The organism is Actinoplanes awajinensis subsp. mycoplanecinus, assembly GCF_001509495.1.
Lineage (GTDB): Bacteria > Actinomycetota > Actinomycetes > Mycobacteriales > Micromonosporaceae > Actinoplanes > Actinoplanes palleronii.
In genome coordinates this window covers 1-20,016 of record NZ_LLZH01000013.1, presented here as the reverse complement: position 1 = coordinate 20,016, position 20,016 = coordinate 1, and the positions used below count along the sequence as shown (strand labels likewise).

The following is a 20,016-nucleotide window of genomic DNA, read 5'->3' as shown; positions in this document are numbered from 1 at the left end:
AGAGGACGAGCGCGAGCGCGGTGGCCTTGTGCAGTTTCATGGTCAGAGCAGTATGCCGAGTACGCTCGCCCAGTACAAGATCAAGTTCTCGGGTTCCGGCTGGTCAGGCGGGGATGATCTCGCCGCCGGGCTGGACGGCGACGGTGACTCCGAACGTCGCGGTCAGTGCTCTGCCGAGTTCGGCGTCCGCGGTGGGGCGGGGGTGCCGGTGCTCGCCGTACACAATGATGCCGTCGAAATCGGCAGTGAGCCCGCCGACCGAGTTGATCCGGAAGTCCGTCAGCGGTCCCGTGCCGGCGAGGTCGAGGATCGCGTCCTGCGTCCTGACCAGGTCGGCCATGCTGAATGTGCGCTGCTCCACGGTGAGGGCGATGCCCATCTGGCGCGCTCTGTCCTTGATCAGTTGCTGGGTGTAGTTGGCGGCGCCGTGCCAGAGCAGCACCGTCGAGCCGGCGTCCGGGTTGTTCACGGACTCGATGTAGCCGCTGGTCTCGATCCCGGGCCGGGTGATGATCCAGGTCTTCAGGTCGCCGAGCAGGTTCTGCCGGCGCCAGAGCTCCTGGTCCTCGGCACCCAGCGCCCGCAGGCCGACCTCCGCGGCCGGCGTGGCGGGGCCGTCGTCGGCGACCGCCGCTCGTGCGCCGCCGAGCCCGGCAAGGGCCACGAGCAGCACGGCGGCGGTTTTCCTCGGGAACGCCACGCGTCTCTCCTCGATAACGGGTCTACCAGGCCGGCAGCAGCGTACTCATGCTCTCGCCGCGGCGGAAATGCCGGCGACGGCAGCGACCTCGCCGACTACCGTCGTCGCTGATGACGCCCGACGAACCGCCGCTTCTCCCCAGCCGATGGCCGATCCTCACCGCGCAGATCGTGGCCGCGCTTCGCGACGAGGGCGAAAACGGTCTGGCCGAGCAGGTCGCCACCCTCCGCGTCCTGCAGATCTGCGACTGCGACGACGACTTCTGCCAGAGTTTCTACACGCAGCCACCGCCGGACGGTGCCTACGGCCCGGACCACCGCAACGTCGCGCTCATCCCGAGTTGGTCAGGCATGCTCGTCCTCGACGTCGTCCGCGACGTGATCATGTTCGTGGAGGTCCTCTACCGCCCACCGCACGACTGACCGTGGGCCAAACCAAAAATGAAAGAACACTCTTTTTGTACGACGGGGAGCGCGCCCGATCAGCCCCTGATGATCGCCATCAGCCCCGCGGCGAACGGGGCCGGGTCCACGTCCCCGCGGATCGCCAGCTGCTGGCTGTAGGCGGCGCAGAGCGCCACGAAAGCCTCGGCGATCTGCCCCGCCTGCGCACGTCGCGCATCCGGCACCAACTCGGCGATCGCGGCCCGCATGGCGGCCAGTTGCCGCTGCACCACCGCTGCCAGCTGCGGTGACACCGCCGCCTCGGCATAGATCTGCGCGACCAGCCGGGCGTGGTTGTTCTCCCGTGCCCGCGCACGCACGTGCTCGAGGAACCCCGACACGGCCTCGGCGGTGAGTGCCTTCGGCAGCGCGTCGGTGCCCTGTTCGCAGACCGCGACGACGATCTCGTCCTTGCTGGTGAAGTACCGGTAGATGGCGCCGTTGGAGAGCCCGGACTCGGCGATGATGTCGGTCATCGACGTGTGTGCGAAGCCGTGGCTGGCGAACCGGGACCGGGCCGCGTCCACGATCTGCTGCCGGCGGGCGTCGAGGTGAGCCTGGCTGACCCTGGGCATAAAAGAGTGACCTCTCTTTTTTAGGTGCTACCGTCGGAGCCTACCCGATCTTCAGGAGTCGCCATGCGTTACCAGACCTTCGGCCGGCTGACCGGACTGCGCGTGTCGGAGTACGCGCTCGGCACGGCCACCTTCAGCACGGCGAACGCCGCGGCCGCCCAGCAGATCTTCGAGACCTTCGCCGACGCCGGCGGCACCACGTTCGACACGTCGAACATCTACCAGGACGGTCAGGCCGAGACCGTGCTCGGCGGGCTGCTCGGCCCGCGGCGCGACGACTTCGTGGTGATCACCAAGTACAGCGGGACCCGGCAGACCGAGCCCCGCCCCGGCACCACCGGCAACAGCCGCAAGATCATGGTCCGGTCGCTCGAGGCGAGCCTGCGCCGGCTGAACACCGACTACGTCGACGTCTTCATGCCGCACTTCCCGGACGGCGTCACACCGATCGAGGAGATCCTGGCCGGTTTCGACGACCTGATCCGGTCCGGCAAGATCCGGCACGGTGGCCTGTCCAACTTCCCGGCCTGGCGGGTCGCCGGCGCCGCCGTCCGGGCCGACCTGCGCGGGCTGGCCCCGCTGGTCGGCATCCAGACCGAGTACAGCCTGGCCGAACGCTCCGCCGACCGGGAGCTGCTGCCGATGGCGCAGGCCCACGGGCTGGGCGTGGTGCTGTACTCGCCGCTGGCCGGGGGACTGCTCACCGGCAAGTACCGCCAGGGGGAGCAGGGCCGGCTGAGCGCCCGCGGCGACGCGATCGAGGGCACCACGCAACGCACCGCGGTCGTCGACGCGGTGCTGGCGATCGCCGACGAGCTCGGTGTCAGCGCGGTGCAGGTCTCCCTGGCGTGGCTGCGCCGCCGGTCCGCACGGGCCGCCACGGCGCTGGTCCCGATCGCCGGCCCACGCACCCTCGCCCAGCTGCAGGAATACCTGCAATCGCTGCACCTCGACCTCGACGACAAGCACTACCGCCTGCTGGACGAGGTCAGCGCGGTCCGGCTGGGCACCCCGCACGAGGACGTCGCTGCCGCCCTGAGCCACGGCGCCGACGGCGACCGCAGCCTGCTGGAAACCCCGCTGGTTCCGGTGCGCTGAAATCGGTTCCAGCAGGCGTACCGATAGTCCTATGCTGCCCCGATGCCGCACGTGATGCTCCATGCGCTTGAGCAGCAGCTCGCCGGTCGGGAACCCGCCATCATCGCCGCACTGACCGACGCGGTGGTTTCCGTGTACGGCGAGTGGGCCCGCCCGTCGGTGGACGTCCGGCTGGTCGGGATCCCGGCCGGGCGCTGGGCGCGCGGGGGAGTGCCGATCGAGACGGCCGCGCCCTCGCTCACCTTCGGCATGCGGGAGGAGGTGTTCGCCCGTGACGACGCGGCCCGGGTCGTCGCGCAGCTCGTCACCGCGTTCACCGAGGCGGTCACCACGGTGTTCGGCGCCGAGCACCGCGACGACGTCCTCGTCGAACTGGTCGGCCAGCCCACGTCACGCTCCGGCCTGGGCGGCACCGTCATCGGCGGGTAGCGCGCTCCAGTCCGGTTTGCCGCCGGCCGCGGTCGAGGTGACGTCGGGGCCGATCAGGAGGAAGTGGGCCTCGTCGCCGTCGACGCGGGGGCAGTGTTCGACGCCGCGGGGGATGACCAGCAGGTCGCCGGGCGTCAACGGGACGTCGCCGTCGCGCAGTTGGATCGTCATCCGGCCGTACAAAAGCACAAAGGTCTCGTCTTGATCGTCGTGGGAATGCCAATGCGTGGAGCGGGTTCCCTTGGCGACCTTGAGCAGGTTGCCGTTGGCCGCGGCGAGCACCCGCTGGGACCAGAACTCGGTGAGGCCGGCCGCTTCGTCGGCCAGGGCGAACTTCGTGAGCATGCACCGATCCTGACCGGGGAACGACCGGCCCGGCACTGGTAGAAATGACCAATGCCGCAAGGATCCTCACACCGGGTTGTCCTCGTCGTCGACGAACAGTCCAACCCGTTCGAGATCGGCTGCGCGTGCGAGATATTCGGCGGTCCGCTGCGGCCCGAGATCGGGTTTTTACTGTACGACCTGAAGGTCGTCGCTCCCCGCGCATCGACGCCCATGCGTGACGCCCTGTTCAGCATCGGCGCGGTGGGGCGGCTCGACGAGATCGACGAAGCGGACACCGTGATCGTGCCGAACCGGCCGTACGTCGAAACGCCCTCCCGCCCTGCCCTGCTCGCGGCCCTGCGCCGCGCGCACCAGCGCGGCGCCCGGATGGTCGGTCTGTGCACGGGCGCGTTCACCCTGGCCGAGGCCGGCCTGCTCGACGGTCGCCGGGCCACCGTGCACTGGAACCTGGCGGACGAGTTCCGGGCGCGTTTCCCGGCGGTGCGGCTGGAACCCGACGTGCTGTTCGTCGACGACGGTGATGTGCTGACCTCGGCGGGCAGCGCCGCGGCGCTCGACCTGGGGCTGCACATCGTCCGGCGCGACCACGGCGCGGAGATCGCCAACCACGTCAGCCGCCGCCTGGTCTTCGCCGCCTACCGCGACGGCGGCCAGCGCCAGTTCGTGGAACGCCCGATGCCGCCGGCCGCCGACCAGTCCCTCGCGCCGATGATGGCCTGGGCCCAGCAGCGCCTGGACGAGCCGCTGACCGTGGCGGACCTCGCGCGGCAGTGCGGGATGAGCGTGGGCAGCCTGCACCGGCGGTTCCGTGCCGAGATCGGCACCACTCCGCTGGCCTGGCTGACCGTGGAGCGCGTCACGCTGGCCTGCCGCCTGATCGAGCAGGGCGGTCACGGCCTGGAAACCGTCGCGCGCCGCGCCGGGCTGGGCACCGGCGCGAACATGCGCGCCCTGTTCCAGCGGCACGTGGGCGTGAGCCCGGCGGATTATCGGCGGCGCTTCTATGGCCCGGCACAGTTGCCCAGCGACCTGGATGCAACGGACAGGACCAGCTGAACCCGCCACCCGCCCGAGTGCGCCCGGCTGGTTCTGGCGGCCGTTATGCGGGTGTCATTCGGGCCGCTGTGCCCAGCCGGGTGCGCCCGGCTGGTTCTGGCGGCCGTTATGCGGGTGTCATAAGGGCCGCTGTGTCCAGCCGGGCGGCCCCGATCAGCGAGCCTGATCGACGAAGCCGAGGCGGCGGTTCATCGCGATGGCGGTGTGGTTCTCCGGGTGGTGGAAGGCGACGAGTCGCTGGCATCCTGCGGCGCGGGCGAAGCGGATCGCGAGCAGTTTCAGCGCGAGGGACAGGCCCTTGCCGCGGTGCGGGGCGAGCACGCCGGTCATCTCCGAGAACGCTTCGTCCTGGTGGACGGACGTGGCGGACATGCCGATCCAGCTCGTAGAGCGCCCGGCGGTCGCCCAGCTCGGCCATCGTCGAGAAGCGGATGTCCGCGGATCGGGCGCGGTGCAGGTAGGGCTCGAAGCTCGTGTCGTCGAACCGTGTGATGTCCAGTTCAAGCTTGACCCAGTCGACCATGGGAACGAACTCTACCGATGTCGATGGCCTGGTCGAGCTGCCGCATCGTCTCGGCCGGCAGCGTGGTCACGCGCTCGGTCAGGGCGCCGGGTTCGACGGTCAGTTCCCAGGTGCAGAAGATGTGGCCGTTGCGGGGGAGCGCCACCCGCACCACGCCGACCTGGTGGAGGGTCTCACTCAGGTCGATGGGCACCTCGATGCCGACGAGTGGGCCGGTGTCCGCGACCGGTCGGGCCCCGGCCGCCTGCTCCGGGGTGAGGATGACGAAGCCCCGCTTCTGTTCCGCGGTGGCGGCTGCGACGATCTGCACCGCGTCCCCGTGGTCGGAGATCAGCACGACCGGCCACTCGGTGTCGAGCGGTGTCCACCAGACCTCGCCGCGTTTCACGCCGTCTCCCCACCCGGTCGGTCCGCCGGAGCATAGCGGGCCACTCCGGTAGCTTGGCGCGATGCGTTCCGGATTTGATACGGCGGGGGCGTTGGGCAGCGGCGATCCCGGCGAGTTCCTGCGCTTGCTCGGCGCGGCGTGGGAGGTGCCGGGCGTGGCCGAGCTGCTCCACACGTACGAAAACCGCAGTGACGTCGCGGCCCTCGGTCTGGAGGTGGACGACGGCATGGTGATCTTCCATGCGGCGGACCCGGCGGTCGCCGAGGCGGTCTGGGGTTTTCCGGTGGGTGCCGGCGATCCGGACCCGCCCACGTTCGTCGACAACGGGGCGGGCTGGCGGCCCTACCTCGATCATCTGTCGCTGACCTGCGTGGACATTGCGCTGACCGCGGTCATCGACGGCGGCGAGTGGTACAACGCGGCCGAGTTGCCGGCCGATCTGGTGCCGTCGGTGGCGGCGAACTTCGACCGCGTGCCGCTGCCGGACCTGCCGATGTGGATCGACGTCGAGGAGTCACCGGTCCGGTGGTACTCGCGGCCGGGCCTGCTGCTGCGCACGCACGGTGACGACGGTGCGTGGCTCTGGGTGCGCGCGCTGACCCGGACCGGGCTCGAGTCCGTCTACCGCGCGCTACCCGGCGTGACCTGGAGTCAGTGACGGTCAGTGTCGGAAGCCGTTGACCAGGTTCGTCATGCCGGCGGCGAGCCGGTTCAGGTCGGCGGCCGTGCGCTGGGTGGTGTGGCCAGATCCGTCTTGGCCTGCGTATACGGGTCGAGGTAGCTCTGCTCCCCGGTGATCAGGAACCCGCGCTGGCCGGTCTCGGCGTCCTTGAGGCTGCTGGACACCGCCTCGACCCCGGGGTGCTGAGCCCGGCAAAGTTGGCAACGATTTTCATTACGAAAACGCGTGTTTCGCTTGCACGTCTCCTCGGCCGTCACTAGCTTCTCGGTAATGAAAATCGCTTTCACTGGCAAGGGCGGCAGTGGCAAGAGCACCCTGGCCGCGCTCTTCGTCGGACACCTGCGCGCCACCGGCCGCCGGGTCCTGGCGATCGACGCCGACGTCAACGTGCACCTCGCCCCGCTGCTCGGGGTCACCGCCGACCGGGGGGCCGCGCTGTCACATCCGGACAACGCCACGTCCGTGCGCCGCCACCTGATGGGCACCAACACCCTGGTCGGCGCAGTCGAGCACTTCGTCGCCACCACCCCGCCCGGTCCCGGCTCGCGCCTGGTCACCCTGGATCCCGCCGACCCGGTGCTGGCCGGGCACGGTGTGGCGCTCGACGAGCGCACCCACGTCATGCACGTGGGCACCTACGAGCCGGAGGACATCGGCGGCGGCTGCTACCACGGCCACCTGGCCATCCTGGAGAACCTGCTATCGCACCTGCGGGCGCAGCCCGGCGACTGGGTGGTCTGTGACATGGTGGCCGGCACCGACGCGTTCGCCAACTCGCTGCATGCCCAGTTCGACGCGATCGTGGTGGTCGTCGAACCCACGCCGGAATCGGTCACGGTGGCCCGCCGCTATCGGGAGCTGGCGGCCGCGGCAGGCGTCGAGGACCTGCTGATCCTGGTCGGCAACAAGGTGGTCGACGAGGTCGACGTCGACTACCTGCGCCGCGAGTTGGGCGCTGAGCCGCTCGCGGTGCTGCCGGCCCAGGCCGGCCTGCGACGGGCCCGGCAGGACGGGCGGTGCCCGCGGACCGAGGACCTCGAGGACGTCGGTCCGCTGCGGACCATCGCCGACGCGGTCCGGCCGGTGTCCGTGCCCCGGCGCGACGCCTACCTGCGCGAACTACACCTGAAGCTGGCGCAGAAGGACTGGGTGCGCAGCGTGCACGGCGACGTGGCCGGTCAGGCGGTCTGACCGGTCTGGCGGTCTGGCGGGTCTGGCGGTCTGTTTGGTCTGGTCGGGGAGCAGCCGGTCGATCCGGTGGTCGATGGTGGCCGGTCAGGCGGTCTGGTCGGGGAACAGCCGGTCGATCTGGTAGTCGATGGTGGCCAGGGCCTCCTCGGGGGTCCGGCCACCCACCAGCACGATCGAGGAGAGCCCGGCGGCCAGCGCGGCCAGCCCGCGGGCCTCGAGGTCGGGGTCGATCGCGGCGGGCACCAGATCGCGTGCCTGACCCGCGCGCAGTTGACCCGCGATCAGGTTCTCCAGCATGTGCTGCGGGTTGTCGGCGTCGGCGGCCGTCAGGGTGGCGTCGGTCAGCGCAGCGGCGTAGTAGGCAGCGTGCACCCGGCTCAGCAGCAGACTGTCCGGATCGGTCGGCAGCAGCTCGTGCAGGCAGATCCGGACCACCTCGACCGGCTCCGGCGTGCGCCCCAGCTCACCGAACCGGCTGCGCATCCGCTCACCGGCGGTGACCGCGGCGAGCTCGAACGCGTACACCAGCATCTGGTGTTTGGTCGTGAAGTAATACTGCACGAGCCGCATCGACACCTCGGACTCCGCCGCGACCTCGCGCAACGTGGCCGCGGGCAGCCCGCGCTCGGCGGCGATCCGCCACACTCCCGCGGCGATCTGCCGCCGTCGTACTTCATGATCCACCCGCTTCGGCATCGCACCACTGTGCCATCTCCGGTTATGATACATCTGCATCATAAAAAATCCTCACCCGGAGGTGCAAGTGCGCAGGCTCAGCTGGAGTGTGTTGGCACTGGCCGCGATGCTGGTGGTGCCCGCTGTCCCGGCCGCGGCCGCCGGTCCGATCGTGCGGACCGACCAGGGCCAGATCAAAGGCACAGTCAAAACCGGATTTCGTACGTTCGAGGCGGTCCCGTACGCCGCACCCCCGACCGGCGAACGCCGCTGGCGGGCCCCGCAACCGGTGACCGCCTGGCACGGCGTGCGCGACGCGACCGCACCGCACGAGCGCTGCGCGCAGAACCCGGTCTTCGGCGCGCCCACCGGCGACGAGGACTGTCTCTATCTCAACGTCACCGCGCCGACGACGCCCGGCCCGCACCCGGTGCTGGTGTTCCTGCACGGCGGCAGCTTCCAGAACGGCTCGGCCACCGATTACGACCCGGCCCGTCTGGCCACCCGCGGCGACCTCGTCGTGATCACCGTCAACTACCGGCTGGGCGTCCTCGGCTATTTCGGACTGCCCGGGCTCGCCGGCTCCGGCACGTTCGGCCTGCAGGACCAGCAGGCGGCGCTGCGCTGGGTGCGGCACAACGCGGCCGCGTTCGGCGGCGACCCGCGCAACGTCACCCTCGACGGCGAGTCGGCCGGCGCGGAGAGCGTCTGCGCGCAGCTCACCTCGCCGACCGCCCGTGGGCTCTTCGACAAGGCGATCATGCAGTCCGGGTCGTGCCTGGACAGCTGGCCCGACGGGTTGTTCCTGCCCAGCATGGGTGCCGGGGTGCCGTTCACGTCCCGGGCGACCGTCGAGCGCAACGGTTCCGCGTTCGCCGCCACGCTCGGTTGCCCGCCGGCGCAGGCGGTCGCGTGCCTGCGTGACAAGGACCCGCTCGCGCTGCTCGGCGCGACGAGGGCCTTCACCACTCCCGCCTACGGCACGGCCCTGCTGCCAGACTCACCGGCCGCGGCGCTGCGGGCAGGCAAGGCGGCCCGGGTGCCGGTGCTCAGCGGCACCAACCTCGACGAGCACCGCGCGTTCACCGGCGTGCAGGAGCTGTGGCTGGGCGTGCCGCTCACTGCGGCCGATTACGCGGCGATGCTGGATTCCGCGTTCGGTGACCGGGCCGCCGACGTCGCCGCTCGATATCCGGCCGGGTCGTATGAAACACCGGGTCTGGCCTGGGCTGCGCTCGCCACCGACCGGATCTGGGCGTGCCCGTCGCTGGCCACCCGGCGCCTGCTCGCCCGGCACGCGCCGACCTTCGGCTACGAGTTCGCCGAACGGCACAGTCCGGCGGTGTCCGACACGTATCCGTGGGGCGCCGCACACGGCTACGAGCTGCCATATCTCTTCGACGTGGCCGGCTTCACCACGGTCGGCGACGTCCAGGCGAATCTGGCCGACGACATGATCGACGCCTGGTCCCGGTTCGCGACGACCGGGCGTCCGGGGTGGGCAGCGCTGCCCGCACACCAGGCGTTCGCCGCCGACCACACCGCAGGCGTCAACCTGGCGGCCGAACACCAGTGCGGCTTCTGGTCCGGCATCTGACGTCCTGCGATGCGGGTTCCGTCGGCGGCGTTGCCGGACCTGCTCGCTGTCGCCGCGGGCGCGTCGCTGCAGCGCCCCGGACCGCAGTGCAGCGGCCAGGTCCCGCACGTCGACGAAGTCCCGGGCGCGGTGGTTTTCGCGTCGGGCCGGTCGCCGCTGGACCGGTTGGCGGTCGCATGCGGGGCGTCGCCGCTGGACCGGTTGGCGTTCGCATGCGGGGCGTCGCCGCTGGATCCGATGAACGTCGTCTCGGGAGGGAGGGCGGGGTCAGATCCAGTGGATCGGGTTGTCGGTGGACAGGGCTGCGGCGCACAGTCGGCGCAGCATGCCCAGCAGGTGGTCGAAGTCCGCCGCCGACCGTGGTCTGACCTGGATCGTGAGCCGCTGCGGCGGGGTCGGCAGGTAATTGGCGATCGGTGTCATCGCCAGCCGCACGCTCTGCCCCTCGCCGGTGAGTTCCAGCTCGCCGCCGGGCAGGACCCGCTGCTCGAAACGGGCCGCCCGGAACAGCGTGCCGGGTAGCTCCGTCGTCCTGTCGAGGACGAAGAAGCCGGCCGGATCGACCCCGATGTGGTGGTCCCGGCCCCAGATGAACACGCCGCCGTGGCTGGCGACGTAGGAATGCAGCGCGTCCCCGGAGGCCTCGTCGACCAGGACGACCTCGTCGGCCAGCCGCGCGCCGTTCTCGAAGTGATCCAATTCGGCCAGCACCCGGGGCACCTCGTCAGCGGGGATCCAGCCGTCGTTGGTCTCCGGCAGGTATCTGAGCAGCACCGGGAAGTCCGCCGCACCCGCCGCCCGCAGGGCCTGCTGGAAGATCCGGATGCCGGCCCAGGACCCGATCTCCTCGCGGTGGATTTGCATGTCGTCGTGCGGGCAGCCGTGCTCCAGCCAGTGCTCGACGTGGCCGTGCGCGTTCGCGGTCTCCCGGCTCCAAGGCTCCAGCAGACCGAGCCGGCCGTCCTCGTCGAAACCGACCGGGCCGACCGGCGGCGCCGGCGCCAGTCCGTCCTTCCAGCAGCGGCAATGCACGTACGCGCTGACTCCCACGATCGACAACCTATCCGGCGTTGTCACAAACGGCGGTCCCGCCCGGTCTGCCTGGTGTGCACATCCCCGTCATGCTCCTTCTCCCCGTCGGCGTGCTGATTTGATCACCGTGCCTGGCCGGTGCGAACCCGCAGGCTGCGGCAGCGCCGTCGCGCCGGCTGGACTACGCCGCCGCAGTCCTCGTCACGGTGGCGATCAGCGCGCTCGACGGGATCCTGCTCGCCGTGCACCGGATCGCGGCGTCGCGGGGTGTCGGCCACGACACTCGGGACCTGGCCGAGGACGAAGCCTTGATGTAGGACCGGTACATCGAACTCTACGAAGCCGTCGTCAATGCGAGGAGCTGTCATGACCGAACCGACCTTTGTGATCGTGGGCGCCAGCCTGGCCGGGGCCAAGGCCGCCGAGACGCTGCGTGAGGAGGGCTTCACCGGCCGGATCGTGCTGCTCGGCGACGACCACCGCCGGCCGTACGAGCGGCCGCCGCTGTCCAAGGATCTGCTGCTGGGCAAAACGGAGGCCGGCGTCCCGTACGTGCACGAGGCCGGCTGGTACGCCGAGCACGACGTCGATCTGCGCGTGGGGACCCGGGTCACCCACGTCGATCGGGAGCGGAAGACCGTGCGGACCGCTGCGGGGGAGGAGATCGGCTATCACCGACTGCTGCTGGCCACCGGCTCGCGGCCCCGTGACCTGCCGGTGCCCGGCGTGGAGCTGGGCAACGTGCTCACCCTGCGTACCCTCGATGATTCTGACCGGCTCGCCGAGATCTTGACCGATGGCGCCCGGCTGACCATCGTCGGCTCCGGCTGGATCGGCCTCGAGATCGCCGCGGCGGCACGCGGCCGGGGCGTCGCGGTGACCGTCGTGACCCCGGAATCCGCGCCGCTGCAGCACGTGCTCGGCGACGAGCTGGCGGCGGTGTTCGGGTCCTTGCACCGCAAGCACGGGGTGGACTTCCGCTATCGGACCCACGTCGCCGAACTGCGTGGTGACGGCGACGTCACGCAGGTCGTGCTCGACGACGGCACCGTCCTGGACACCGACTACGTCCTGATCGCCGTCGGCGCGGAACCGAACGTGGAACTGGCCGAGCAGGCCGGCCTGGCTGTCGACGGCGGGGTGCTCGTCGACGCACAGCATCGCACCAGCGACGCGGACGTCTTCGCGGCCGGCGACATCGCGAACATCGACCATCCGCTGCTGGGACATCGCGTCCGGGTCGAGCATTGGGCCAACGCGCTGCAGTCCGGTCCCGCGGCGGCCCGAGCGATGCTGGACCGGGGCACGCCCTGGGACCACCTGCCGTATTTCTTCACCGACCAGTACGAGCTCGGCATGGAATACGCCGGCTGGGTGCCGCCGGGCGTGCCGGCCGAGCTGGTGGTCCGGGGAAGCCTTGACGCTCTCGAGGCCGTCGTCTTCTGGACCGTCGAGGGCCGGGTGGCCGCCGGCATGAACATCAACGTCTGGGAGGTCACCGATCAGATCCAGGATTTGGTACGGGCGGGGTTGGCCGGGCAGCGGATCGATCTGGCCAGGTTGGCCGATGCGGCGGTCGAGCTACCGGAGCTGCTGAAATAACCACCAGCGTGCCCGTGCTCGGGGTTGATGGTTTGTCCGATCAGGCGGTGATTGGTGCTGATCATGCCGAATTACTGGTTCAGACGTGAGTGGTGGCCGAGAGTGAGGAGATAGTGAACCCGGCCGGCCCCGTGGAGTGGCTCGATGTCGCACGATTCTCGTCAGCAGCACGGCTCGGTCCGGACTGCCCGACCTCGCCGGCCGGTCCGGGCCGCCCGACCTGTGTCGCCGCTCAAGGTGTCGCTGGCGGTCGTGGTGTCGCTCGTCGTGGTGGTCGCGCTGTTCGCGGCCGGCATCGCCGCCGAGCAGTACAGCCACACGCAGTCGACCGCCGCCACGGCCACCACCAGCCCGCCGGCGAAGGTCGTCCCGGCCGGGCCCGGCTTCGGCGATGCGGTCCGCGACGGCAAGTTCCAGTTCGTGGTCTCCGCGATGGACTGCTCCCGGACGAGCATCGGTGTCGAGCGCCTCAAACGCACCGCCGCAGGCAAGTTCTGCGTGATCAGCCTGTCGGTGCGCGACATCGGCGACGGCACGAAATACTTCATCGGCTACCCCCAGAAGGCGCGGGACGCGTCTGGCGGCGAATACCGGATCGACGAGCTGGCCAGCCTCTACGCCAATCACGGCACTGACGCGTTCTTGAAGAAGCTTGCCCCGGGCAATAAAGCGACAAGCAGCCTCGTCTTCGACGTCCCGAGGGGGGTCACGCTGGCCACCCTGGAACTCCACGACTCGCCGTTCTCCGGCGGCGTAGAGGTCACGCTCAGATAGGCGGCCAGCTCTCCGCGATGGTCGGTCGGCGGCGCCGGGTCACGCTGTTGGGCAAGGTCTTCTCCTTCGGGTCGGCCCTTGTCGGGTGGTCGGTCGGCGGCGCCGGGTCACGCTGTTGTTGGCCAGGGACTTCTCCTTCGGGCCGGCCCTTGTCGGGTGGTTGGTTGGCGGCGCCAGGTGACGCCGTGCAGGTCCGCGGTCATCTTCTTGGTAGTCGGACTTCACCGGTGGTACCGGCATTGCCATGTCATGCCGCTGCAGATCGGTGGTCGGCTCCGCTCGGGTCGGTGGTGGTCAGGGGCGCAAGTAGTGCAGGACGGCGAGCACCCGGCGGTGATCGCCGCCCGAGGCGGGCAGGTCGAGCTTGGTGAAGATGCTGGTGATGTGTTTCTCGACCGTGCCGTAGGCGAGCGTGAGTTGCTCGGCGATCGCCGTGTTCGATCGGCCCTGGGCCATCAGCGTCAGCACGTCGCGTTCACGGGTGGTCAGGGCGGCCAGGTGGCCGGCGTGGTGACCGGCATTGAACATCTGGGTGACCACGTCGGGGTCGAGCACCGTGCCGCCGGCGGCGACTCGGGTCAGGGCGTCGATGAAGTCGCTGACGTCGGCGACCCGGTCCTTCAGCAGGTAGCCCACCTTCTGGGCGCCGCCGGCGAGTAGGTCGGCGGCGTAGCGGGTCTCGACATACTGCGAGAAGACCAGCACTCCGGTCGCCGGGTGATCGCGGCGGATGGTGATCGCCGCGCGCAGCCCCTCGTCGGTGTGGGTCGGCGGCATACGGATGTCGACGATCGCGATGTCGGGCCGGTGCTCGGTGACCGCGGCGAGCAGCGCCTCGGCGTCGGCGACGGCGGCGGGCACCTCGTGTCCCCGGCCGGTCAGGATCTGGGTCAGGCCGTCGCGCAGCATGACGGCGTCCTCGGCGATCACGATCCGCATGGCAGCTCCACGGTCACGACCGTAGGCCCTCCGTCGGGACTGTCCACGTCCAAGCGGCCATCGACGGTTCGGACCCGATCGGCCAGCCCGATCAGCCCGCTGCGGGGCCGGGCACCGCCCGTCCCGTTGTCGGTGACGGTCAGGCGCAGCAGGTCGCCGCGGTGCTCGACGTCGAGCGTGGCGCACCGGGCACCGCTGTGCTTGACGACGTTGGTGAGCAGCTCCGCCACGCAGAAGTAGGCGATGAGCCGGACCTCCGCCGACGGCTGCCGGGTGAGGGCGCCGGTCAGCTCGACCGGAATCGGGCTGCGGGCGGCGAGAGTGCTCAGGGCGGTGTCGAGCCCGCTGTCGAGGATCGGCGGGTGGATGCCGCGGGCCACGTCACGCAGCTCGACGAGAGCGGCTTTCGCCTCTTGATGGGCTTGGCTGACCAGGTCACGCGCTGCGGGATCGGCGTCGGTCTGCGCGAGGTGTTCCTTGGCGGCACCGATCTTCATGGCCAGGGTGACCAGCCGGGCCTGGGTGCCGTCGTGCAGGTCGCGCTCGATGCGCCGCAGCGCCGCAGCGGCGTCCTGCACCGCGAACGCCCGGCTGCGCTCCAGCTCACGGACCCGCTCGCGGAGCTTGCCCGGCCCGAGCAGGCCGGCGATGGCGACGCGGTCGAGCACCAGCACGGTGCGCAGGACCCTGGGGGCGGCCAGCAGCATCGCCGCACCGACCACGGCGACCATGAGAGCCCGGGACCAGGTGTCGAGGAAGACGTCGCCGGGCAGCTGCAGGCCCTCGTGCCCCTCCTGGGGCGGGATGAGCCGCCACCAGGCGGGGTAGGTTGCCGCGGCGAGACCGTAGCCGTAGAAGAACAGTGCGATCGCCGCGGTGAGCACCGCGATCGGCGCCTTGATCAGCAGGTAGACCGCGGCCTGCCAGCCGGCCCGGTCGGTCAGGCCGATCGTGACCCAGTCGAGGAAGCCGGTGCCGGCCGCCGGCGCGACCGGCCCGGCGGCCGTCATCTCCAGCAGCCGCTGGGCGAGCGCGTGGTGCAGCGTGCCCAGGAGCCGGGCGCCCCGCACGGCGGCGGCCAGCAGCGGGAGCCCGACCACGGTGAGCGCTAGCGCGGAGCCCGCCACGATCGTGACGGCCACGTAGGCCAGGCCGAACAGGCCCAGGGGGAGGCCGACCAGGGCGTAGAGCAATCGCTTCGTGCCGCGCATGGGATCCAGGATGGACCGTCGCCGGCCGGGCGGGACAGCCGGTGGGCCCCCGTCCTGACCCCCGGGTTGTCCCCGGGGTGAAGTCGGGGGAGTACCTGGTCGATTAGCCGTCGCCACGCCGGAAGAGTGATGCCGACACACCGAGCCGAGGAGCGAACATGGCGAAGAAGAAGACGGCGCTGACGGCGATCTGCGCCGGGACGGTGCTCATCGGCCTGGTGACGGCCGGCGGCACCGCCGCCAACGCCAAGGCCCGGACCCCGGGGCCGCCCACCGGGGTGCGGGAGGCGCTGCAGGAAGCGGTGGCGGCCGGCAACCCCGCCGTCCTCTCCTACGTGCGCACCGGCACCCGAAGCTGGCACCTGGCCGCCGGGATCGCTGACCTGGCCGCCGGGCGGCCCGCGCAGCCCGACGATCACTGGCGGATCTTCAGCAACACCAAGTCGTTCGTCTCCACCGTGCTGCTCCAGCTGGTCGGCGAGCGGCGGTTGAGCCTCGACGACAGCGTGGAGCGCTGGCTGCCCGGGATGCTGGACGGGCGCAAGGTCAGCGTGCGGCAGCTGCTGAACCACACCAGCGGCATCTACAACCCCGACAACGGCACCGACCGGGGCGGCCAGCAGCCGCGGGACGTGATCGCCGCGGCGTTGGCGCACCCGCCGCTGTCCGAGCCGGGACAGCAGTGGGCCTACTCGGACACCAACTACCTGCTCGCCGGCCTGGTGATCGAAGCGGTGACCCACCACCGTGCCGACCAGGAGATCCGCCGCCGGATCATCGTCCCGCTCGGGTTGTCGCACACCTCGTTCCCGCTCGACGACCCGGCGATCCCCGGTCCGTACCTGCACGGATACGACATGAGCGGGCGCGACGTCACCGGCTTCAACCCCTCCGGTGAGTGGACGGCCGGCGCGATGGTCTCCACCACCGCCGACCTGGCTCGCTTCGACAGTGCGCTGTTCAGGGGCCGGCTGTTGCGTCCGGCCCAGCAGCGCGAGTTGCTGACCACCGCGCTCGACAGCGACTACGGGCTGGGCGTGCAACGGCTCACGATCCCCTGCGAGGACAACGAGGTGACGGTGTGGGAGACCGACGGCAGTGGCCCGGGATTCACCAGTCTTTCGATGACCACGGCGGATGCCACCCGGCAGTTCGTGCTCGTGGCCACGGTCTTCGACCTGGGTCGCGGCCAGCGCAAGAATCCAGCGGAACTACCGTTCCCGGATGCCCGCCCCGCCTATACCACGCTGATCACCAGCGTGCTCTGCCCGTGATTCCCGGTCGGGGCGAGCCGGCTTCGGGGTCAGGCGTCGACCGGGACGGCGTTCGCGGAGTGCCGGGCCGAGTAGGAGCGGCCCGAGTAATCGCTCAGCCACTGGTCGAAGTCCTCGGCCGGCATCGGGCGGGCGAAGTGGTATCCCTGGGCGACGTCGCAGCCGAGTTCGCGCAGGGCGGCCACCGCGGCCAGGTCCTCGACGCCCTCGGCGACGACCGACAGGCCCAGGTTGTGGCCGAGCGTGATCGCGGTGCGGACCAGCACGGCGTCGCCGTGGCTGTCGCCCATCGCCTGGACGAACGACTTGTCGATCTTCAGTTCGTCGACCGGGAGGCGTTGCAGGTAGGTCATCGACGAGTGACCGGTGCCGAAGTCGTCGATCGACAGGCTGATGCCGCCGCTGCGCAGTTCGCGCAGCACGGCCAGGGCCTTCTCCGGGTCGGTCATCACCATGCTCTCGGTGATCTCGAACTTGAGCAGCGCGACCGGCAGGCCGACCCGGTGCAGCAGGTCGAAGACCTGAGCCGGGAAGTGCGGGTCGAGCAGGCAGCGGGTGGACAGGTTGACCGCGACCGGGATCGGCATGCCGCGGTCCGACCAGTCCTTCGCCTGGCGTACGGCGATGTCCAGGACGTGGCTGGTCAGCGGACGGATCAGGCTCGTCGACTCGGCCATCGGGATGAACTGGTCCGGCGCGACCCGGCCCAGGCGCGGGTGCTGCCAGCGGATCAGCGCCTCGACGCCGGTGACCCGGCCGCCGGCCAGGTCGATCTTGGGCTGGTAGTGCAGCGAGAGCTGGTCGTCGGCACCGATCGCGCGGCGCAGGTCGCCGAGCAGTTCGAGGCGGTTGGCGGCGTTGGTGTCGTTCGACGCGTCGTACTGCTGGACCGTACTGGCCTGCTCGCGGGCCAGGTGCAGGGCCGCGTCGGCGTGCCGGAGCAGGGCGTCGGCCTCGGTGCCGTGCTCCGGTGCGGCGGCCAGCCCGGCGTTCGCCTCGACGTCGAGCTGGAAGTCGTCGATCAGGAAGGTGTGGTGCAGCGCGGCCAGCAGCTTATCGGCGGTCTCCCGGGCCGGCTCCAGGTCGACGCCGGGCAGCAGCACGGCGAAGTCGTCGGCGCCGATCCGGGCGACCGTGGCACCGGTCGGGGCGGCTTCCGAGAGCCGTTCCGCGACCTGGATGAGCAGCAGGTCTCCGTGCCGGTGCCCGAGCACGTCGTTGACGTTCCGGAAGCCCTGCAAGTTGATGATCAGCGCGGCGGCGGGGCGGCCGTTGCGCAGGGCGACCTCGGTGCGCTCGACGAACAGCGCCCGGTTCGGCAGGCCGGTGAGCGGGTCGTGGGTGGCGGCCCGGCGCACCGAGCGGGTGTGACTGCGCCAGCTCACACCGGACACCAGGATGGTCAGCAGCGCGCCCAGCAGCAGCGCGAGCGAGTTGACGCTCAGGCCACGGGACCAGCCGAGCCCGAACGCGGTGGCGGACACTGCGACGTACCAGTCGTTGGCGTTGTTGGTGGCGGTGGGGAGCCGCTGGTAGGCCACCCGCCGGTCGCCCAGCGTGGTGATACCGGCGAGCTTGCCACCTTCCTTCAACGGGATGAACGAGTCGTCGTCATTGCCGGTGATCGTCGTCGCGGTCCGGGAGTCGACAAGCACCCCGCCGGTGCTCGCGTCGATGATCGAGGCGACCCGGCCACTGGTCGCCGGCAGCCGCAGGCTGTCCAGGGCGATCTCGAAGTGCACCATGCCGGTGTGCCCGGCCGCCGACACCACGATCGAGTTGGAGATGACCGCGTTGTGGGTGTCCGGCGACTGGTAGGCCTTGGTCTGGTAGTCCCGCTCCGGCCCGAGGGCGAGTGTCGGGGCGAAGTAGGACATCTTCGTCTCGTCCGGGCGCAGGTTCTTCGTCGCGACCGGCAGGCCGTTGTCGATCCGGGCGATCTGGGAGCCGTCGCGGTCGACGAAGCACGCCTCACCGACCCGGCCCGGGTACAACTGCTCCAGGTACGCGAGCGCGTCGTTGACCCGCTCCAGCAGTGGCCCGCCGGTGGCGATCTTCTCTGCCGTGGTGCCGGGCGCCTGGTAGAAGTCGATGAAGACCGGGTTGTCGGCGAGCACCTCGGCGATCGCCCGGGACTGCGCGAAATAGTTGCGCACGGTGGCGACCTGCTGCTGCAGGGCGAGATCGAGGGCGTGGTCCTGCGAGGTGACCTGCTTGTCCCGGGTCGCCAGCACGCTGGTGAACACGCTCATCACCAGCACCAGCAGACCGGCGAGGAAGGCCGCGGCGCGCGCGTGACGGACTATCGCCGACCGGCCGATCATCATCCTCCTCAGAACCGATCCCTGTGCCACCATGCCGGTGATCGACCATCGGCGGGCGGTTCTGAGATTTCTCGGGACTAGGCCTGCTTCTGAGGGATACACGGCCCGCAACTCGTCCCTGCCGGGACGAGCTTTTCGATCATGGTCAAAGGGCTTATCGGCGGTTAAGGCCGAGGCCTGAACCCCAGGTGAGCAATTCCGGGTCGGCGAGGGAGGAGTAACTCCGGTGCACGTCGAGAGTCGTGCCCGGCAGTGACGGGACGCCGATGACGTAGAGGCCGGCGGCGCGGGCCGAGGCCACCCCGGTGCCGGAGTCCTCGAAGGCGACGCTGCGCGCCGGATCCACCCCGAGGCCGGCGCACGCCGCCAGGTAGAGGTCCGGTGCGGGCTTGGGCCGTGCGACGTCCTCGACCGCGTAGACGTGCGAGAACAGCTCGGCCAGCCCGGACTTGGCCAGGGCGGTGTCGACGAAGGCGCGGTTGCTGTTGCTGGCTACGGCGATGGGCACCCGGCCGCGTAGCGCGGTCACCAGGTCGCGGGCGCCCGGGAGCGCGTCGGCGCCGGCGGCGAGTTCGAGGGCGACCAGGTCGTGGAGCCGGGCGGCCAGGGCGGGACCTTCGCCGGGCAGGTCGAAGTAGGTGGCTATCGCCTCGGCGGCGGTCTCCAGGGTCCGGCCGATGAGCAGCTTCTTCTGCTCCAGCCCGAAGCCGTGGCCGTGCTCGGCGAACAGTGCCGTCTCGGCCCGGGTCCAGCACGTCTCGGTGTCGACGAGCAGCCCGTCACAGTCGAAGACCACGGCCGCGACATCCTCAGGAAGATCCACGCGCCTCACTGTAGGCGGCGCCGTGCAGCGAACGCCGCGCTCCACGCCGAGCGCGATGCCCGCCGAACCCGGCTGGCCGCCAGGGGTGTCTCGGACCCTTTCAGGCACCCCTGACAACCAGCCGGCGCTCGTGAGCTGGTTGCCAGGGGTGTCTCCGGAGGCTTGAGGCACCCCTGACAACCAGCCAGTGGTGTGAGCGGGGCAGCTGGCATTTTGTGGGCTGGTTGCCAGGGGTGTCTTCGGGGCTTTGAGGGACCCCTGACAACCAGCCGGGGGACGGGGGCGCGTGGCGGCCGAGACTGGGTGCTGGGTGCTGGGTGCTGGGTGCGGGG

At 70.5% G+C, this 20,016-nt stretch carries 22 protein-coding genes; 10 read left to right on the top strand and 12 right to left on the bottom strand.

Going from position 1 to position 20,016, the window contains the following annotated elements:
• Nucleotides 1-103: 103 nt before the first annotated feature.
• Entirely contained in the window at nt 104-700 is a 597-nt protein-coding gene (locus ADL15_RS03490) for a hypothetical protein (protein ID WP_067685082.1), read from the bottom strand.
• 110 nt (nt 701-810) lie between these two features.
• On the opposite strand from ADL15_RS03490, the gene ADL15_RS03485 reads away from it, so the two are divergent.
• Complete coding sequence (locus tag ADL15_RS03485) at nt 811-1,122, top strand: hypothetical protein (RefSeq protein WP_067685080.1); 312 nt, start codon at nt 811-813, stop codon at nt 1,120-1,122.
• A gap of 59 nt (nt 1,123-1,181) precedes the next feature.
• On the opposite strand, the gene ADL15_RS03480 is transcribed toward ADL15_RS03485, so the two are convergent.
• On the bottom strand, nt 1,182-1,718 hold the full coding sequence (locus ADL15_RS03480; protein ID WP_067685078.1) for a TetR/AcrR family transcriptional regulator: 537 nt from the start codon (nt 1,716-1,718) through the stop codon (nt 1,182-1,184).
• Nucleotides 1,719-1,781: 63 nt separating this feature from the next.
• On the opposite strand from ADL15_RS03480, the gene ADL15_RS03475 reads away from it, so the two are divergent.
• Nucleotides 1,782-2,816, top strand: a complete 1,035-nt coding sequence (locus ADL15_RS03475) for an aldo/keto reductase (protein WP_067685076.1) — start codon at nt 1,782-1,784, stop codon at nt 2,814-2,816.
• A 42-nt stretch (nt 2,817-2,858) separates the two neighbouring features.
• Nucleotides 2,859-3,245 (top strand): tautomerase family protein, encoded by a 387-nt coding sequence (locus ADL15_RS03470; protein WP_067685074.1) that lies wholly within the window; start codon nt 2,859-2,861, stop codon nt 3,243-3,245.
• Here ADL15_RS03470 and ADL15_RS03465 read toward each other — a convergent pair.
• Nucleotides 3,207-3,590, bottom strand: coding sequence for a cupin domain-containing protein (locus ADL15_RS03465; RefSeq protein WP_067685072.1), 384 nt, complete (start codon nt 3,588-3,590; stop codon nt 3,207-3,209). The two genes, ADL15_RS03470 and ADL15_RS03465, sit on opposite strands and share 39 nt — an antisense overlap.
• Before the next feature lie 51 nt (nt 3,591-3,641).
• Between ADL15_RS03465 and ADL15_RS03460 the strand changes: the two genes are divergently transcribed.
• The gene (locus ADL15_RS03460; RefSeq protein WP_067685070.1) at nt 3,642-4,649 is read left to right on the top strand and encodes a GlxA family transcriptional regulator; all 1,008 of its coding nucleotides are present in this window, start codon (nt 3,642-3,644) and stop codon (nt 4,647-4,649) included.
• Between the two features lie 153 nt (nt 4,650-4,802).
• Here ADL15_RS03460 and ADL15_RS56815 read toward each other — a convergent pair whose 3' ends face one another.
• Both ADL15_RS56815 and ADL15_RS03450 read right to left on the bottom strand, forming a co-directional pair.
• A complete protein-coding gene (locus ADL15_RS56815; RefSeq protein WP_338025512.1) occupies nt 4,803-5,153 on the bottom strand; it encodes a GNAT family N-acetyltransferase in 351 nt (116 codons plus the stop codon).
• Entirely contained in the window at nt 5,150-5,560 is a 411-nt protein-coding gene (locus ADL15_RS03450) for a hypothetical protein (protein ID WP_067685068.1), read from the bottom strand. The genes ADL15_RS56815 and ADL15_RS03450 overlap by 4 nt, the downstream gene beginning before the upstream one ends.
• A gap of 61 nt (nt 5,561-5,621) precedes the next feature.
• Here ADL15_RS03450 and ADL15_RS03445 point away from each other — a divergent pair, with 61 nt between their 5' ends.
• Nucleotides 5,622-6,218 (top strand): hypothetical protein, encoded by a 597-nt coding sequence (locus ADL15_RS03445; RefSeq protein WP_157441136.1) that lies wholly within the window; start codon nt 5,622-5,624, stop codon nt 6,216-6,218.
• Between the two features lie 53 nt (nt 6,219-6,271).
• Here the strand turns inward: ADL15_RS03445 and ADL15_RS53930 are convergent, their stop codons facing one another.
• Complete coding sequence (locus tag ADL15_RS53930) at nt 6,272-6,406, bottom strand: CHASE3 domain-containing protein (RefSeq protein WP_198170496.1); 135 nt, start codon at nt 6,404-6,406, stop codon at nt 6,272-6,274.
• 106 nt (nt 6,407-6,512) lie between these two features.
• On the opposite strand from ADL15_RS53930, the gene ADL15_RS03440 reads away from it, so the two are divergent.
• Nucleotides 6,513-7,433, top strand: a complete 921-nt coding sequence (locus tag ADL15_RS03440; RefSeq protein WP_067685064.1) for an ATP-binding protein — start codon at nt 6,513-6,515, stop codon at nt 7,431-7,433.
• An 84-nt stretch (nt 7,434-7,517) separates the two neighbouring features.
• Here the strand turns inward: ADL15_RS03440 and ADL15_RS03435 are convergent, their stop codons facing one another.
• Nucleotides 7,518-8,129 carry a TetR/AcrR family transcriptional regulator gene (locus tag ADL15_RS03435; RefSeq protein WP_067685062.1) on the bottom strand — a complete coding sequence of 204 codons (612 nt, stop codon included), beginning with the start codon at nt 8,127-8,129 and terminating at the stop codon, nt 7,518-7,520.
• Between the two features lie 67 nt (nt 8,130-8,196).
• Between ADL15_RS03435 and ADL15_RS03430 the strand changes: the two genes are divergently transcribed.
• A complete protein-coding gene (locus ADL15_RS03430; protein ID WP_198170494.1) occupies nt 8,197-9,705 on the top strand; it encodes a carboxylesterase/lipase family protein in 1,509 nt (502 codons plus the stop codon).
• Between the two features lie 267 nt (nt 9,706-9,972).
• On the opposite strand, the gene ADL15_RS03425 is transcribed toward ADL15_RS03430, so the two are convergent.
• Nucleotides 9,973-10,755 carry a hypothetical protein gene (locus ADL15_RS03425; protein ID WP_067685060.1) on the bottom strand — a complete coding sequence of 261 codons (783 nt, stop codon included), beginning with the start codon at nt 10,753-10,755 and terminating at the stop codon, nt 9,973-9,975.
• A 348-nt stretch (nt 10,756-11,103) separates the two neighbouring features.
• Between ADL15_RS03425 and ADL15_RS03420 the strand changes: the two genes are divergently transcribed.
• Together ADL15_RS03420 and ADL15_RS03415 are read left to right on the top strand one after the other, a co-directional pair.
• Nucleotides 11,104-12,339: an NAD(P)/FAD-dependent oxidoreductase gene (locus tag ADL15_RS03420; protein ID WP_067685058.1), complete on the top strand. Its 1,236-nt coding sequence runs from the start codon at nt 11,104-11,106 to the stop codon at nt 12,337-12,339.
• 144 nt (nt 12,340-12,483) lie between these two features.
• On the top strand, nt 12,484-13,113 hold the full coding sequence (locus tag ADL15_RS03415; RefSeq protein ID WP_083970870.1) for a DUF4352 domain-containing protein: 630 nt from the start codon (nt 12,484-12,486) through the stop codon (nt 13,111-13,113).
• Nucleotides 13,114-13,407: 294 nt separating this feature from the next.
• Here the strand turns inward: ADL15_RS03415 and ADL15_RS03410 are convergent, their stop codons facing one another.
• Together ADL15_RS03410 and ADL15_RS03405 are read right to left on the bottom strand one after the other, a co-directional pair.
• Entirely contained in the window at nt 13,408-14,052 is a 645-nt protein-coding gene (locus ADL15_RS03410) for a response regulator transcription factor (protein WP_067685056.1), read from the bottom strand.
• On the bottom strand, nt 14,040-15,263 hold the full coding sequence (locus ADL15_RS03405; RefSeq protein ID WP_083970869.1) for a sensor histidine kinase: 1,224 nt from the start codon (nt 15,261-15,263) through the stop codon (nt 14,040-14,042). Before ADL15_RS03405 ends, ADL15_RS03410 begins: the two co-directional genes overlap by 13 nt.
• Before the next feature lie 158 nt (nt 15,264-15,421).
• On the opposite strand from ADL15_RS03405, the gene ADL15_RS03400 reads away from it, so the two are divergent.
• A complete protein-coding gene (locus ADL15_RS03400; protein ID WP_067685053.1) occupies nt 15,422-16,537 on the top strand; it encodes a serine hydrolase domain-containing protein in 1,116 nt (371 codons plus the stop codon).
• Nucleotides 16,538-16,566: 29 nt separating this feature from the next.
• Here ADL15_RS03400 and ADL15_RS03395 read toward each other — a convergent pair whose 3' ends face one another.
• Together ADL15_RS03395 and ADL15_RS03390 are read right to left on the bottom strand one after the other, a co-directional pair.
• Entirely contained in the window at nt 16,567-18,864 is a 2,298-nt protein-coding gene (locus ADL15_RS03395) for a putative bifunctional diguanylate cyclase/phosphodiesterase (protein ID WP_232343876.1), read from the bottom strand.
• 151 nt (nt 18,865-19,015) lie between these two features.
• Nucleotides 19,016-19,684: an HAD family hydrolase gene (locus ADL15_RS03390; protein ID WP_067685049.1), complete on the bottom strand. Its 669-nt coding sequence runs from the start codon at nt 19,682-19,684 to the stop codon at nt 19,016-19,018.
• Nucleotides 19,685-20,016: the final 332 nt, after the last annotated feature.